General features: G+C 67.3%; 18 protein-coding genes. 15 read left to right on the top strand and 3 right to left on the bottom strand.

What is annotated here, in order from left to right; translation table 11 throughout:
* Positions 1-32: 32 nt before the first annotated feature.
* The 10 genes from DES47_RS08705 to DES47_RS08660 all read left to right on the top strand — a co-directional run bounded on the left by DES47_RS08705 (position 33) and on the right by DES47_RS08660 (position 5,434).
* Complete coding sequence (locus DES47_RS08705) at positions 33-1,151, top strand: saccharopine dehydrogenase family protein (RefSeq protein WP_243748222.1); 1,119 nt, start codon at positions 33-35, stop codon at positions 1,149-1,151.
* Positions 1,132-1,623 (top strand): SRPBCC family protein, encoded by a 492-nt coding sequence (locus tag DES47_RS08700; protein WP_133700792.1) that lies wholly within the window; start codon positions 1,132-1,134, stop codon positions 1,621-1,623. The genes DES47_RS08705 and DES47_RS08700 overlap by 20 nt, the downstream gene beginning before the upstream one ends.
* Positions 1,624-1,634: 11 nt before the next feature.
* Positions 1,635-2,006, top strand: a complete 372-nt coding sequence (locus tag DES47_RS08695) for a DoxX-like family protein (RefSeq protein ID WP_243748221.1) — start codon at positions 1,635-1,637, stop codon at positions 2,004-2,006.
* Complete coding sequence (locus DES47_RS08690) at positions 2,003-2,470, top strand: DUF2269 family protein (RefSeq protein WP_133700280.1); 468 nt, start codon at positions 2,003-2,005, stop codon at positions 2,468-2,470. Before DES47_RS08695 ends, DES47_RS08690 begins: the two co-directional genes overlap by 4 nt.
* A 218-nt stretch (positions 2,471-2,688) precedes the next feature.
* On the top strand, positions 2,689-2,907 hold the full coding sequence (locus DES47_RS08685; protein WP_133700279.1) for a hypothetical protein: 219 nt from the start codon (positions 2,689-2,691) through the stop codon (positions 2,905-2,907).
* A 71-nt stretch (positions 2,908-2,978) separates the two neighbouring features.
* Positions 2,979-3,449, top strand: coding sequence for an NUDIX hydrolase (locus tag DES47_RS08680; protein ID WP_133700278.1), 471 nt, complete (start codon positions 2,979-2,981; stop codon positions 3,447-3,449).
* Between the two features lie 6 nt (positions 3,450-3,455).
* Complete coding sequence (locus DES47_RS08675) at positions 3,456-3,860, top strand: hypothetical protein (protein WP_133700277.1); 405 nt, start codon at positions 3,456-3,458, stop codon at positions 3,858-3,860.
* Positions 3,861-3,973: 113 nt separating this feature from the next.
* Complete coding sequence (locus DES47_RS08670) at positions 3,974-4,183, top strand: DUF4287 domain-containing protein (protein ID WP_133700276.1); 210 nt, start codon at positions 3,974-3,976, stop codon at positions 4,181-4,183.
* Positions 4,184-4,219: 36 nt separating this feature from the next.
* Positions 4,220-4,855 (top strand): isochorismatase family protein, encoded by a 636-nt coding sequence (locus DES47_RS08665; protein WP_133700275.1) that lies wholly within the window; start codon positions 4,220-4,222, stop codon positions 4,853-4,855.
* 9 nt (positions 4,856-4,864) lie between these two features.
* Positions 4,865-5,434, top strand: coding sequence for a dihydrofolate reductase family protein (locus DES47_RS08660; protein WP_133700274.1), 570 nt, complete (start codon positions 4,865-4,867; stop codon positions 5,432-5,434).
* A gap of 16 nt (positions 5,435-5,450) precedes the next feature.
* On the opposite strand, the gene DES47_RS08655 is transcribed toward DES47_RS08660, so the two are convergent.
* On the bottom strand, positions 5,451-6,080 hold the full coding sequence (locus DES47_RS08655) for a general secretion pathway protein GspB (protein ID WP_133700273.1): 630 nt from the start codon (positions 6,078-6,080) through the stop codon (positions 5,451-5,453).
* A gap of 8 nt (positions 6,081-6,088) precedes the next feature.
* A complete protein-coding gene (locus DES47_RS08650; RefSeq protein WP_133700791.1) occupies positions 6,089-7,768 on the bottom strand; it encodes an ExeA family protein in 1,680 nt (559 codons plus the stop codon).
* Positions 7,769-7,832: 64 nt separating this feature from the next.
* Here DES47_RS08650 and DES47_RS08645 point away from each other — a divergent pair, with 64 nt between their 5' ends.
* The 4 genes from DES47_RS08645 (at position 7,833) to DES47_RS08630 (ending at position 13,065) form a co-directional block, all read left to right on the top strand.
* A complete protein-coding gene (locus DES47_RS08645; RefSeq protein WP_133700272.1) occupies positions 7,833-8,522 on the top strand; it encodes a glutathione S-transferase family protein in 690 nt (229 codons plus the stop codon).
* A gap of 48 nt (positions 8,523-8,570) precedes the next feature.
* Positions 8,571-9,857 carry a glutamate-5-semialdehyde dehydrogenase gene (locus DES47_RS08640; RefSeq protein WP_133700271.1) on the top strand — a complete coding sequence of 429 codons (1,287 nt, stop codon included), beginning with the start codon at positions 8,571-8,573 and terminating at the stop codon, positions 9,855-9,857.
* A gap of 95 nt (positions 9,858-9,952) precedes the next feature.
* Complete coding sequence (locus DES47_RS08635) at positions 9,953-11,851, top strand: Ig-like domain-containing protein (RefSeq protein ID WP_133700270.1); 1,899 nt, start codon at positions 9,953-9,955, stop codon at positions 11,849-11,851.
* A gap of 56 nt (positions 11,852-11,907) precedes the next feature.
* Entirely contained in the window at positions 11,908-13,065 is a 1,158-nt protein-coding gene (locus tag DES47_RS08630; protein WP_133700269.1) for an OmpA family protein, read from the top strand.
* Positions 13,066-13,080: 15 nt separating this feature from the next.
* On the opposite strand, the gene DES47_RS08625 is transcribed toward DES47_RS08630, so the two are convergent.
* The gene (locus tag DES47_RS08625; protein ID WP_133700268.1) at positions 13,081-13,884 is read right to left on the bottom strand and encodes an IclR family transcriptional regulator; all 804 of its coding nucleotides are present in this window, start codon (positions 13,882-13,884) and stop codon (positions 13,081-13,083) included.
* A gap of 128 nt (positions 13,885-14,012) precedes the next feature.
* Here DES47_RS08625 and DES47_RS08620 point away from each other — a divergent pair, with 128 nt between their 5' ends.
* Positions 14,013-14,978 (top strand): Bug family tripartite tricarboxylate transporter substrate binding protein, encoded by a 966-nt coding sequence (locus DES47_RS08620; RefSeq protein ID WP_133700267.1) that lies wholly within the window; start codon positions 14,013-14,015, stop codon positions 14,976-14,978.
* The last annotated feature ends 4 nt before the right edge of the window (positions 14,979-14,982 follow it).

Below are 14,982 nucleotides of genomic sequence, written 5' to 3'. Positions count from 1 at the left end.
CTGGCAGCTCGGGAGGCGTTCTGAAGATTCTGGTGCTCGGCGGCTACGGCAACTTCGGTGCACGCATTGCCCGTGCGTTGAGCGCCGACCCGGCCATCGAGCTGCTCATCGGCGGCCGCGATGCAGCCCGTGCGGAGGCCCTGACTGCGCGGCTGGCGCACGGTGCGCGCGGCCTGCACATCGATGCCGGTCGGTCCGACCTGGCCAAGCAACTGCGCGCGCAGAGGGTGGGTCTGGTCGTTCACGCGGCGGGCCCATTCCAGGGCCTGGACTACGCCGTGGCTCGCGCCGCAGCAGCTGCGAACGCGCACTACATCGATCTGGCCGACGGCCGCCGCTTCGTCTGCGACTTCTCCGCTGCGCTGGACACCCCGTTCCGCGCGGCCGACCGCAGCGCGATCAGCGGCGCCAGCACGGTACCCGCACTGTCCTCTGCCGTGGTCGACGCACTCTGCGTTGGCTGGCCAGAGATTCGCAGCATAGACATCTGCATCGCCCCGGCGCAGACCGCACCGCGCGGCGAAGCCACCTTGGCCGCCGTGCTCAGCTATTGCGGGGCGCCGCTGCGGGTCTGGCTGGACGGTCGCTGGCAGTTGCGTCATGGCTGGGCTCAACCCCAGCGCGTATTCTTTGCACGCTTGCGCCCAAGGCTCGGGGCGCTTTGCGACATTCCCGATCTGGAGCTGTTTCCCGCGCTCTATGCCGGGGTTCAGACGGTGATGTTCCGCGCCGCGCTCGAGGTCGGTATTGCGCAGCGCGGCATGGCCACACTGGCCGGGCTGCGGCGGATCGGCCTGTTGCGGCGCCCGCAGGCGCTGGCGCGTCACCTGAACGCCTCGGCCCGCTGGCTGGATGGGTTGGGATCGTCGTTGGGCGGCATGGTGGTGCGCGTGCAGGGCCTGGACGCACGGGGCCTTGAAGCCAGCCGGGCCTGGCATATCGCCGCCGACAATGACCGTGGCCCCGAGATCCCCTGCATGGCCGCCATCCTGCTGGCGCGCCGACTGGCGCGCGGTGAGTCGTTACCGACAGGGGCGCATCCTTGCACGGGCCTCCTGTCGCTCGGCGACTTCGAGCCCGAGTTCGCACGCTGGGGCATGTTGACCGATGTGCTTGAAGAGGGTGGTGGCGATGGCACACGGCCGACTTGAGTTCGTGATGCCCGCTTCTGCGGCGGTGGCCTTTGATGCCTTCCACTATCACCATTGGCGCCTGCGCTGGGATTCGCTGGTGGCCGTGACCGAAGTCCAGGGCGGCGCGCCCTGTCCCTATGTCGGTGCAGTGACGGAAAGCAGTGGCGCCGGCTGGCTGCGCGGGCTGGCGATGCGCACGCGCTTTGTTTCATTCGATCGGCCCCACCGGGCCGCAGCGAGCATGATCGGCCGTTCGTTTCCGTTCACACGTTGGGCCGCATCAATGCAACATCGGCCCATCGATGCCCAGAACTCAATCTTGATATACACCTACACCTTCGAGGCAGGGCCGCGCGCACTTCGCTGGCTGATCGAGCCCGTCGTCCGCTTGGTCTTCGATCGGCAGACCCGGCGGCGCTTCGAGCGCATGAGCCAATTCCTGACCGGGCATGCCGATGAGTTGAGCGCCTGGCAGGAGCTTACCCAATGACAGGAGCGGACATGCGCCTCGAAGCGCGGGACGTCAAACTGTTGCGCTACTGCCTGGTCTTCGTCTGGCTCGCCACCAGCCTGGTCAGTGTCATCGAGTGGCATGGGCAGAGCGCCGAGTTGCTGCGTGCGGCCGGGATGCAACAGCCGGCATTGATGGACACCCTGATACTGGGTGGTGCCGTCGTCGATGCGCTGCTGGGTCTGGCGCTGTGGCTCAAGCCGTCACGGCGCGTCTATCTGATGGCCCTGTTCATGATGGTGGCGATGACTGTGCTGGCCAGCCTGCTTCGACCTGACCTGTGGCTGCACCCACTTGGCCCGCTGACGAAGAACGTTGCGTTGGCCGGACTGCTTTGGGTATTGGCAATACGCACGCGATGAACACCTATCTGACAGTCAAGTGGCTGCACATCATGTCCAGCGTGCTGCTGGTGGGCACCGGTCTGGGTTCGGCCTTCTACCTGTTCTTTGCCAATCGCAGCGGTGATATCAGCACGCAGGCCCACGTGGCGCGGCTCGCGGTGCGCGCCGACTGGTGGTTCACCACGCCGACGGTCATCTTTCAGCCCATCAGCGGTTTGCTGCTGGCTCACTGGGCTGGCTGGCCGCTGACGACCCCCTGGTTGCTGGTCTCGTTGTTGCTGTACGGGCTGGCGGGCCTGTGCTGGCTGCCGGTGGTGTGGTTGCAGCTGCGCATGGCCGCCATGGCGCGCCAGGCACAGCTGCTGCACACCGAGCTGCCACCGCTCTACTGGCGTTATGCACGGTACTGGGAGTGGTTGGGCTACCCGGCCTTCGCGGCCATGCCGGCCATCTTCTTTCTCATGGTTGTGAAGCCGGGATAGCCCGGAGATTTCAGCACCGGCATCGATGGCGTTCAATCCGACAAACAAGGTGCCGGATTTACTCATGGCTCGACTCCGTGACAAGCTTCAAAACACCTGCAGCCCGTCCATCGGATTCAACAGCGCGGCGCTGCAAGCCCCGCGGATACACTCTGCGGCATCGTGAGGGTCGAGTCGCCCGGGATCAAAAGGCCGCCCCGCCTGGAAATCGAACCCGCATGACTACACCGTCGACGCTTGAGCTTGTCGGCGGTTACTACTGCGGCGCCGAGCTCCCGATGGAAGGCAGGGGCAAGTTCATGCGCCATGTAATGCTCAGGCCGGAAGTGGATATCGATGCGGCTGCCTTGAAAGCGCTCGTCGCCATGGCCTCCGCTGACGTGCAGGCACGGCTGCGAATGGAGCAGCGCATCAAGGGCCATGAACAGGTGCGGTGACAGCTTGGCGAACCTTGGTGCGGTCCCTGCACAAAGGACACTGGCACAACAAGTAGGAGTCGCACAGCAGCATGATTTCCTTCATCCTCGATGGGCACAAGTTTCAGTTGCGGGCAGCGGCGGTCATTGTTCATGACGGTTCGGTCCTTCTGCACCGAACCGAGTTCGATGCGTTCTGGGCGCTTCCGGGCGGCCGGGTCGAACCCGGCGAAGATGCGGCCGCAACCGTTGCCAGGGAAATGCAGGAGGAAATTGGGCAAGAAGTGGTTTGCGAGCGCCTGCTGTATGTTGCCGAGAACTTCTTCGACTATCAGGGGCAGCGCCATCATGAGCTCGGCCTGCACTTCCTGGCCCACTTCAGACCCGACTCTCAACTACTCGCCAAAGACCGCGTGCACATCGGCATCGAGGGCAACCAGCGGCTCGAGTTTGCATGGTTTGCGCTCACGGAGCTACATCAAGTCGATTTGAAGCCCTCGTTCCTCATCACGGCATTGACGCAGCCGGGCTTGCCGTTCGGCCACTTCAGGCAAAGGGAGTGACACCCCATGCCCATCCACCCAGACACCCTGACCTCCCTCGCCGGCCAATACACGCTGGGCATGAGCAGCATCCGTGGCCGCCGCGTGCAGCGCCTCTTGAAGCGCGAGTTTGCAGGTGCTGACGAGGTGCTGCTGGTGACGCTGGGCGCTGGCACCACGGCCGTGCTGGGGCGCTCCACAACAGGGGCCGCCTTCTGCGCCACCGACGGCAGAGGCCGATATGCGGCTGTCTTCCGATGGTTTCATGACTCAACGCGGGCGCTCGAAACGCACCTTGATCTGCTGAAGGACTCCTTGCCCGTGTTGGCATCGAGATCCGTACCCCATCCAGCCGGGCCTGGTCCGGTCGGCGGCCATCTTCCAGCAACACTGGGGGTCGCAGAATATCTTCATTCAGTTCAGGTGAAATAGTCACACCCGCGTGTCGAATATCGCTGCCATCAATCGTCGTTGAGATGGAATCATTCACCCAACTGTCGGCGCGTGTCCTGCACACAGCGACGCCGATCGAAAGGAGTCAACGCATGTCAACCGGAGAAACGGTCAAAGGCCCGGCTTCCTACTTTCCCTCCATCGAGAAGAAGTACGGCAAGCCCATCGCCCACTGGATGGAAGTGCTCAAGCAAACGGGCCCACTCAAGCACATGGATCTCGTCAGCCACCTCAAGACCGAGCATCAGATGGGCCATGGCCACGCCAATGCCCTGGTCGCCTGGTTCAAGGCCAAGGCGTAGCCGCTGCATCGATGCGGACCTCACCAGAGAATCATCATGGCACTTTCACCCAGATTCTTCTCGCTGCTGCTCGCAGCCACTTGCCCAGTCTTCGCCATCGCGCAAGACAGCCGGTCAGCGGGCCAAGCGACGCGCGCCAAGTCTGCATTGCTGGTGGTGGATGCCCAGGTGGGCGTTGTATCCGGCATCTGGGAGTCAACGCGCGTGATTGCAAACATCGAGACGCTCGTGAACAAGGCCAGAGCCGCCGGCGCGCCGGTGGTCTGGGTTCAGCATTCCGACGACGATGAGCTGAAGTACGGCTCCGAGAGCTGGAAGCTCGCCCCGAACTTCGTCCCGTCCGCTGCGGAGCTCGTCATCCACAAGAAGTACAACTCTTCGTTCGCGAACACGGACCTGGATCAGCGACTGAAGGCCCTCGGCATCTCCCGGATCGTCCTGGCCGGCGCAGCGACCAACTGGTGTATTCGAGCGACCGCCTATGCCACAGTCGACCGCGGCTACAACCTGGCGCTGGTCAGCGACGCGCACTCGACCGAGTCGATGAAGCTCCCGAGCGGAGTGTCAGTCGCCGCAGGGGCCATAGTGGCGGAGCTGAACGCGGTGTTCGAGTGGATCAGCGTTCCCAACGTGCGCACCGAAGTCAAGAAGGCTGTTGACATCGCTTTCTAGGAGCTCTCGATGACGACCCAGTACTACACCGCCACCAGCCTCGACGGCTTCATCGCCACCGAAGACGATTCCCTGGACTGGCTGTTCCCTCTCGGAGACATCAATGACACCAGTTATCCGGCCTTCATTGCGGAGGTAGGCGCCCTGGCCATGGGCGCGACGACCTACGAGTGGATGCTTCGCCATGCCGACAAGGTCGCCGACGAGGCGGGCTCGGCATGGCCGTACACACAGCCGACCTGGGTCTTCACGCACCGGGACCTGCCCCGCGTCGAAGGCGCAGACATACGCATGGTTCAAGGAGGCGTCCGGGAAGTGCATGCCGAAATGGCACTCGCCGCCGGCAACAGGAACATCTGGATCGTCGGTGGCGGCGACCTGGCCGGGCAGTTCCATGATGCCGGACTGCTGGATGAAGCCATCATCCAGGTGGCCTCGGTGACCCTGGGCACAGGCAAGCCGCTGTTTCCCCGCCGCGTCACGAGTCCGCCCTGGCGCCTGCTGTCGGCCCGCCTGATCGGGCCGGGCTTTGCGGAGCTGCGCTACCGGCTGCCCGGCCGCAACGGCGCTGTCGCTTGAGCCTGGGGCCTGGCGATCAGTAGCTGATGCGAAAGCGTTGGCCCTTGAACGACAGCACAGCGCCCCGGTGCCTGATCTGCTCCAGCACCAGCTCGGGGGCGATCCTGTCGCCCTCGCGAAACAGCTGGCCGTTGACGATCAGGATACGGTGGGCGGCGGACTCGGAGTACATCGCACCGCCGGCCACCAGCGGTGGCAACTGCCGGCGGATGTCCTCGGGCAGGCCGCTGGCCATGGGCAGCGGACGCTCCGCCGCAGCGGCGGGCGCCGGCGGCCGCGACGGCGCACGCGGTTTCGTTTCGGGGGCAGGTATTGCCTCAACCGGCGGCGGCGCGACCGCAGCGGCTTGAGCGGCAGGTGGCGGCGGCGGTGCTGCAGCGACGGTCTGGGTCTGCGCGGGCTGGGCCGGCGGCGATGGCGGCGTGGGCGGCGGTACGGCGTCTCCGCGCATCAACCGATGCGCCGCTGCCGCACCCAGCACCGCCAGCAACAGCAGCATGCCCGCCCAGACCCAAGGCCGCACGCGCCGCACAGCCACATCATCGTCGGCCAGGTCTGCCGCCGCCGGGTTGGCACTCAAGGTGGGCACGGTGCCGCGCTCGCGTTCGGATTCGGCGCGCCTGAGGGCATCAAGGATGTACGACATGGGCGGCCCTAGCTGGCAAGGTCTGAGGTCGGAAGCGGCTGCAGGCGGGGCTCGACCACGCCCGCGGCGCGGTTCAGCTGCATCAGCGTGACCGGCCCCACCCGGCCATCGCTGACCATGCCCTGGGCACGCTGGAAGGCCGCCACCCGGGACCGCAAGGCGGCATCCAGGCCGCGCCCGGCCGGCCCAGGGGCCAAGCCCAGGGCCTGGGCCAGCTGAAGGTCCAACCAGTCCAGCGCCGGGCCCGGGCCCAGCCTGGCCGTATAGCCCGGGGGCGTTCGCCACAGCGTGGCGAACTCGCCGCGCCACTGCCGGCCCAGCGCGAGCAGGCTGATGGTTTGCGTGCGCGAGCCGGCTCGCACGGTCGCATGCTGGCTGCCCAGGCCGAGCAGCAGCACATAGGAGGGCTTGCCGTCGTCATCGCGCAGGGTCAGCAGGCTGGGCCGATCGAGCAGGCGCAGCAGGGCCAGGCCGCCCTCGCTGCGGAAGCACTGCAGCTGCTGGCGCTTGGCGGCCGGGCAGGGATCGCCCTCGGGCAGGGTCAGGCGCCAGGCCGGGGCCAGTTCTCGCCAGGCCTCGCCCTCATCGCGCAGGCCCCAGGTGATGGCGGCGGAAGAGACTTCCAGCGTCGGAGCCGGCCGTGAGGCGGCCGGCTTCACCACGCTGGTGCTCGACGCTGCTACGCGGCTGGCCGGGGCAGCGGCCGTCGGGCTTGATGCTGGCCGAGCAGCGGCCAGCGGGCGGGCCGGCCCGCGATCAGGCATGGCCATGACCAGCGCGATGGCCGTCGCCACAGCGACCACGCCGGTCGCACCGGCCAGCCACGCAATGGCGCGGCGGCGGCCGGGCACTGCGGCGCGCAAGCGGCCGGCATCGAACACCTCCGCGGCGGCCTGATCAACCGTGGCGCCATCGACCTGCCTGCGCCCCTGGGCATAGGCGCCCAGCAGGGCCCGGTCGCAGAGCAGATTGATGCGCCGCGGCACGCCACCGGTCAACCGGAAGATGCGCCGCAAGGCCTTGCGATCAAAGGGCAGCACGCCGCTGAAGCCGGCCACGCCTAGACGATGGCGCACGTACTGCGAGGTCTCCGGCTCGGACAGGGCCTGCAGATGAAAGCGCGCGATCACCCGCTGGGCCAGCTGCTCCAGCTCGGGCCGGGCCAGCAAGGTGCGCAGCTCGGGCTGGCCGATCAGGATGATCTGCAGCAGCTTGCGCTCATTGGTTTCGAGATTGGTCAGCAGCCGCAGCTGCTCCAGCACCTCGGCCGACAGGTTCTGCGCCTCGTCGATGATCAGCACATTGTTCTGGCCGACCGCATGGGTGCGGAGCAGGAACTCGTTGATCGGGTCCAGGTACTGCTTGACCGTCTCGGCCGCAGCCTCCGGGTGCTCGTGCTGGATGCCGTATTCCTCGCAGACCGTCTTCAGCAGCTCGTTGACGGTGAGCTTGGGGTTGAAGATATAGGCCACATTGCAGCGTTTCGGTATCTGCTCCAGGAAGCAGCGGCAAACCGTGGTCTTGCCCGCGCCGATCTCGCCGGTCAGCAGCACGAAGCCACCGCCGCCGCGCAGGCCATACAGCAGGTGCGCCAGCGCATCGCGGTGGCGCTCGCTCATGAACAGGTAGCGAGGGTCGGGCGCGATCGAGAACGGCTCGTGCTGCAGGCCAAAGAATTTCGCGTACATGGTGGGGAGTGGGGCTGGGGACATGATACTTTCCCGTTCCGCACACACCGGGACGCCTACCGCCATGACCGCGCTGACGCTGCACTACCACCCCCTGTCGTCCTGCTGCCACAAGGTGCTGATCGCGCTCGACGAGCTGGCCATCGAGGCAGACAGGCGTCTGCTGAACCTGGGCGATCCGGCCGAGCGCGCGGCCTTCCTGGCGCTGTGGCCCCTTGGCAAGATGCCGTTGCTGGTGGACCAGGGGCGGCCCGTTCCCGAGACCAGCATCATCATCGAGCACCTGCAGCGCCACCATGCCGGCCCGGGCCGCACGCTGGTCCCGCCGGACCCCGGCGCAGCGCTCGAGGTGCGCCTCTGGGACCGCCTGCTCGACCTGTACGTGATGACGCCTATGCAGGCGCTCACCGCCGATCTTTTGCGCCCGGAGGCTGAGCGCGACGCGCAGGGCGTGGCCCGGGCCCGCGAAGGCCTGACATCGGCCTATGCACTGATTGACCACCAACTCGAAGGGCGCACCTGGCTGGCCGGCGATGCCTTCAGCATGGCCGACTGCGCGGCCGCACCGGCCCTGCTCTATGCCGCCAGCTATGTACCGATAGCGCCGCAGCATGAACGCCTGAGCGCCTACTTCGATCGCCTGATGGATCGCCCATCGGTGGCGCGCACGGTTGACGCGGCGCGGCCCTTCTTCAAGTTCTTTCCGGGCCGCGCCGGCCTGTCGCGACGCTTCTTCGACCCGGACAGCGTCTGAAAGACCGGTGACAGGGCACACCCACGCCGCATCGGCGAAAATGACGCCATGACTGCCTCCATCCACGATCTGAATGCCTATATGGCCGAGCTCGGCGCCGCCGCGCGCCGCGCCGCCACCGCCATGGCCGCCGCGCCCACCGCAGCCAAGAACGCAGCCCTGCTGGCGCTGGCGCGCCGGCTGCGGGCCCAGGGCCCGGCCCTGCAGGCCGCCAATGCCAAGGACCTGGACGCCGCCGTCGCCGCCGGCCTTGACGCCCCGATGGTGGACCGCCTGCGCCTGACCCCAAAGGTGCTGGAGACGGTGGCCGAGGGCTGCGAGCAGCTCGCCGCCATGGCCGACCCGGTGGGCGAGATCACCGGCGTCAAGCGCAGGCCCTCGGGCATCAGCGTAGGCCAGATGCGCGTGCCGCTGGGCGTGTTCGGCATGATTTACGAGAGCCGGCCGAATGTAACGATAGAGGCCGCCTCGCTGGCCATCAAGAGCGGCAATGCCTGCATCCTGCGCGGCGGCTCCGAGGCGCTGCAGTCGAATCTGGTGCTGGCCGCACTGGTGCGCAATGCGCTGGCCGAGGCCGGCCTGCCGGCCGACGCGGTGCAGATGGTCAACACCACCGACCGCGCGGCGGTGGGCCATCTGATCACGATGCCGGAGTTCGTCGACGTGATCATCCCGCGCGGCGGCAAGGGCCTGATCGAGCGCATCAGCCGCGAGGCCAAGGTGCCGGTGATCAAGCACCTGGACGGCAACTGCCATGTCTACGTCGATGCCGAGATCGACCTGGAGCAGGCGCTGGCAGTCGCCGACAACGCCAAGACCCACAAATACAGCCCCTGCAATGCCGCCGAGTCGCTGCTCGTGCACGAGCGCCAGGCGGCGGCCTTTCTGCCCCGCATCGGCGCCATCTTCGCCGCCAAGGGCGTGGAGATGCGTTGCTGCGGCATCAGCCGCCGCATGCTGGTCGATGTGCCCGGCGCCAAGGTGGTGGCCGCCACCGAGGCCGACTGGAGCGAGGAATACCTGGCCCCGATCATCAGCATCAAGGTGGTGACAGGTCTTGATGAGGCTATCAGCCACATCAACCGTTACGGCTCGCATCACACCGACGCCATCCTGACGACCAACCACCCGAACGCGATGCGCTTTCTGCGCGAGGTCGATTCGGCCAGCGTGATGATCAATGCCAGCACCCGCTTTGCCGACGGCTTCGAGTACGGTCTGGGCGCCGAGATCGGCATCTCGACCGACAAGTTCCACGCCCGTGGCCCGGTGGGCCTGGAGGGACTCACTTCGTTGAAATGGGTGGTGCTGGGGCAGGGCGAAGTGCGCGGCTAGCGTACGCCAGCGCACAGACGACTGCGCTCCAAGGTCCTACAACGCAAGCTTGTCGTGGCAATCGCCGCGATCAGGCTCTGCGCAAGGACCTCACCATGCACGCACTCCGCACCTTCTTCAACGCACCGAAGCTTGGAGCCTGCACCCTGCTGATCGCCGCGCTGTCGGGCTGCGGTGGCGGCGATCTCGACCCGGTACTGGGCACGCCCGACATCACCCGCGTGCCCACCGTCACCGCGACCTCGCCGGTGGCGAACACGCCGATCGTGACCGGAGTGGACATCCGATCCAAGGTGACGGCCATCTTCAGCAAGCCGATGAAAGCCGCGTCATTGACGCCGGCCAGCTTCAGCCTGGGCTGCCCGGGCAGCACGGCGGTGACAGCGACCGTCAGCTATGACGCCGCCACCCGGATTGCAACCCTGACACCGGCCGCACCGCTGCCGCCGACCACCACCTGCACGGCCACCATCAGCACTGGCGTGATGGACATGACCGATGTGCCGCTGTCCGCTGCCTTCGTGTGGAGCTTCGTCACCGGCCCGGCCGCGGCGCTCGACACGACGCGGCCAACCGTCACCGTCACCCTGCCGCTGGCCGGCGCCACCGAGGTGCCGATCAACACCAAGATCAGCGCCACCTTCAGTGAGCCGATGAATCCGGCGACCTTGACCGCCGCAAGCTTCAGCGTCACCAACACCACCGCGGGCGCAGCGGTGGCAGGCACCGTCACCTATGTGGCCGCCTCACGGACCGCCACCTTCACGCCGGCCCTGGCGGCCTCGCTGGCCAGCGGCTCGCTGTACACGGCGACGATCTCCACGGCGGCCACCGATCTTGCCGGTAACGCGCTTGCCGGCAACACCGCCAGTCTGCCCGCAGCCGGCAATCAGGTCTGGACCTTCACCACGGGTGCGTCGACCGACAGCATCGCCCCTGAGGTGATTGCCATCAGCCCGGTCGATGCCGACACGGCCGTCTGCTCGGCCACGGCCAGCGTCAGCGCGACCTTCAGCGAGGACATGGACGCGGCAACGATCACGACATCGAGCTTCAGCGTCACCGACGGCGGCGTGGCCGCGGCCGGCTCCGTCAGCTACAACGCACTGACCCGGGTGGCGACCTTTGCGCCCACGGCCGCGACGGGACTGCCCGCGGACCGAGGCTACGTCGTCACCATTGCCGCTGGCAGCACCGGCGTCAAGGACCTGGCCGGCAATGCGCTGGCGACCGCCCGGATCTGGGCCTTCTCCACCGGCGTGACGTCCTGCGGGACGCTCGTGACCACGGTGGACCTTGGCTCGGCCGCGTCCTTCGGGGCGTTTGGCGGCGCAGCAGGTGTCACCAACCAGGGCATCAACACCGTGGTGGGTGGCAATCTGGGCAGCACCGCGGCATGCTCGCTGATCACCGGCTTCCATGACGCGAGCAATGCCTACACGCAGACGCCGCTGAACATCGGTGCGGTCAACGGCAGCATCAACTGCGGCCCCCCGGCACCGGGCACGAGCACGACGCTGGCCATTGCTGTCCAGGCCCGTGCTGACGCGCAGGCCGCCTACAACCTGATGGTGGCCCTGCCGCCCGGCACCGATCCTGGCGCCGGTCAGCTCGGCGGCCTGGTGCTGGCTCCGGGGGTCTACACCTCGGCCGGCGGCACCTTCGACGTCACCAGCGGCGACCTGACCCTGGATGCAAAAGGCAACGCCAACGCAGCGTGGGTCTTCCAGAGCGCCTCGGCACTGACCGTGGGCCTGCAAGCCACGCCGCGCCGTGTGGTCCTGATCAACGGCGCCCAGGCCAAGAACGTGTTCTGGCAGGTCGGCAGCGCGGCCCGCGTCGAGGACGGCAGCACCATGGTGGGCACCATCATCGCGCCGGCCGGCGTGACCTTCTCCACCGCCGGTCAGGCCATACAGACCACCCTGGTCGGTCGCGCGATCGGCCTGACGGCCTCGGTGACCCTGGTCAACACCACGATTGTTGCGCCATGAACGCTCGCACCCCCGCCCGATTCAAGCGCGCCTCAACGACTGTCCGAAAGCACACGATGATCTCCAATCACACCCTGCGATTCCTGACCCTGGCCGGCCTCGGCTCGGTGCTCGCCACCGCCGCCCTGGCCCAGGACGACAGCTACTACTACGGTGGCCTGTCCGTCGGCTCGTCGAGGGCCAGGATCGACCAGGAGCGCATCAGCTCGAGCCTGGTCGGCAATGGCTTGACGGTCACCGGCTTCAACCGTGACGAGCGCGACAAGGCCTTCAAGCTGTTCGGTGGCTATCAGTTCAACCGCCACCTGGGCGTCGAGCTGGGCTACTTCGATCTGGGCAAGTTCGGCTTCGCCACCACCACCACGCCAACGGGTTCGCTCAATGGCCAGATCCGGTTGTCGGGCATCAACCTCGACCTGATCGGCACGATGCCGCTGACCGAGCGCCTGTCCGCCTTCGTGCGGCTGGGCGCGCAGCATGCGCGTACCCGTGACCACTTCAGCGGCACCGGCGCGGTGGCCGTGCTGAACCCGAACCCGAGCAGCCGCGAGGTCAACTACAAGGCCGGCGCTGGCCTGCAATACGCCTTCGGTCCGTCGCTGCTGCTGCGCGGCGAGGCCGAGCACTACCGCGTCAATGACGCGGTGGGCAATCACGGCGGCGTCAACGTGGTGTCGCTGAGCCTGGTGTTCCCGTTCGGTCGCGCGCCAACGGTGGCGCCGCGGGTCAGCGCCGCGCCGGTCTATGAGCCGCCGCCCGCACCGGCGCCGGTCATCGTTGCCGCGGCGCCCCCTCCTCCGCCAGTGGTGGTGCCGGCCGCGCCGCCCCCGCCCCGGCGCGTAAGCTTTGCCGCGGAGTCGCTGTTCGGCTTCGATCAGTCGACGATCAAGCCCGAGGGCCGGCTGGCCTTGGACCAGTTCGCAAGCGAAACTCGCGCCACCCGCTTCGACGTGATCATGGTCGAGGGCCATACCGACCGACTGGGCAGCGAGGCCTACAACCAGCGCCTCTCGACGCAGCGCGCCGAAGCGGTCAAGGCCTATCTGGTAGCCCCGGGCGGCATTGAGGGCAGCAAGGTCAACGCCAGCGGCAAGGGCGAGTCGATGCCGGTCACGCAGCCCGGCGACTGCAAGGGCACCCAGCAGACGGCGAAGTTGATCGCCTGCCTGCAGCCCGATCGCCGCGTTGTCATCGAGGTGACCGGCACCCGCTGAGCCGGCGTCCGCCCCTCAAGCCCGGGTCTGGCCCAGCTGCTCGCTGGCCGCCCGGGCTTCGTTACGTACGGCCGTGGCAATCACGCCGTCCGCCGCAGGGTCAAACCCACCGGTCGCGCCCAGCGCCGTCAGCACCGCGCAGACGCGGCCGGCATGGTCGTACAGCGGCGCGGCCACGGCGCTGATGCCACGCAGATAGGTATCGCGCACGGTGGCACAGCCAGCGGCCTGCACCTCGCGCCGCAACTGGCCGATCGGATCCGCGGCATCCAGCTGCGCGCGCTGCTCGGGCGGCGCAGCGGCCAGATCCTCCTCGGCGAAGGCCCGCACCCGCGACTCGTCAAGAAAGCCCAGAAAGGCGCGGCCGCTGGCCGACCACAGCATCGACAGCACCGAGCCGGCGCGCACATTCACCGTCACCGGCAGGCCGGGCTCCTCCATGCGCACGATGGTCGGGCCCTTGTTGCCCATCACGGCCAGAAAACAAGTCACCTCCAGGCTCTCGCGCAGCCGCACCAGGGCCGGCTCGGCGGCGCGTATCGGGTCGGCCTGACGCATCGCTGCCAGGCCGATCTGTATGGCCTCGGCGCCCAGGTAATAGGCCTGGGACCCGGCGTCCTGCGCGACCAGCCCCTCCTCGACCAGGCTGGCCAGATAGCGATGCACCTTGGCCGGGCTCTCGCCCACATGGGCGGCCAGCGACGTCAGGCTGGCGCGGCCGCCCAGCCGTGCCAAACCCTTCAGCACGGCCATGCCGGTTTCGGCCGATTGCACGCGCTGGCGGCGGGCGCGGGGGGCGGTGTCGTCGTTGAAGTCCATGGGCGCCGATGTTAAGCAGTTGTGAGGCTGGGCTTGCCTTGATTCAAATCAAGGGTTTTCCCTTGATGCATTAATTACGCAATGCGCATGATACTTACGCATTGCGTGATCAAAATCAAGGAGACTCGATGAAAAAGCACCTCGCCGGCCTGATCCTGGCCCTGCCATTGCTGAGTTCGATGGCCACGGCCCAGAGCTTCCCGTCCAAGCCGATACGCTGGCTGGTGCCCTATGCCGCCGGGGGTGGCTCCGATTTCCTGGCCCGCACGATTGGCCAGACGCTGTCCAGCCAGGTCGGCCAGACCGTGGTCGTTGACAACAAGCCCGGCGCCAACACGGCCATTGCCGCGGCCGAGACGGCCCGCTCGCCCGCCGACGGCTACACCGTGCTGTCGGCCGACAACGGCACGCTGATCTTCAACCCTGTGCTGTACAAGACGCTCAGCTACAACCCGGTCAAGGATCTGGCGCCGGTCACCTTGATGGGCCGCTTCCCGATGATCCTGGTCGTCGGCCCCAGCCTGCCGGTCACCAGCGCCAAGGACTTCATCGCCAAGGCGAAAGCCACTCCGGAAGGTTTGAACTACGGCTCGGCCGGTGCCGGCAGCCCCCACCATCTGGCGATGGAGCTGCTGAAGGTCGAGACCGGCCTGACGATGACCCATGTGCCCTACCGCGGCGCCGCACCGGCCCTGGCCGAGGTGGCCGGCGGCCAGGTGCCGGCAATGATGGTGGACCTGGCCGCGGGTGCTGCCTTCATCAAATCGGGCAAGGTCAAGGCGCTGGCGGTGGCCAATGCCAAGCGCCTGCCCCAGCTGCCCGATGTGCCGACCTTTGCCGAGCTGGGCTACAAGAACGTCGAGGCCGCCGCCCTGGTGGGCATGGTCGTGCCGGTGGCCACGCCGGCCGATGTGATCACGGCGCTGAACAAGCAGGTCGTCGCGGCGATCAACGAGCCGGCCGTTCACAAGCGCCTCAGCGACTTCGGCGTCGAGCCGGTCGGCAACACGCCGGCCCAGTTCGCCGAGCTGCTGAAGAGCGAGACTGCGCGTTGGCAGAAACTGATTCGTGATCTGAAGATCACCCTGGACTGATTGC

This window comes from Roseateles toxinivorans, from assembly GCF_004362525.1.
Lineage (GTDB): Bacteria > Pseudomonadota > Gammaproteobacteria > Burkholderiales > Burkholderiaceae_C > Paucibacter > Paucibacter toxinivorans.
This window is presented reverse-complemented; position numbering and strand designations above follow the sequence as displayed.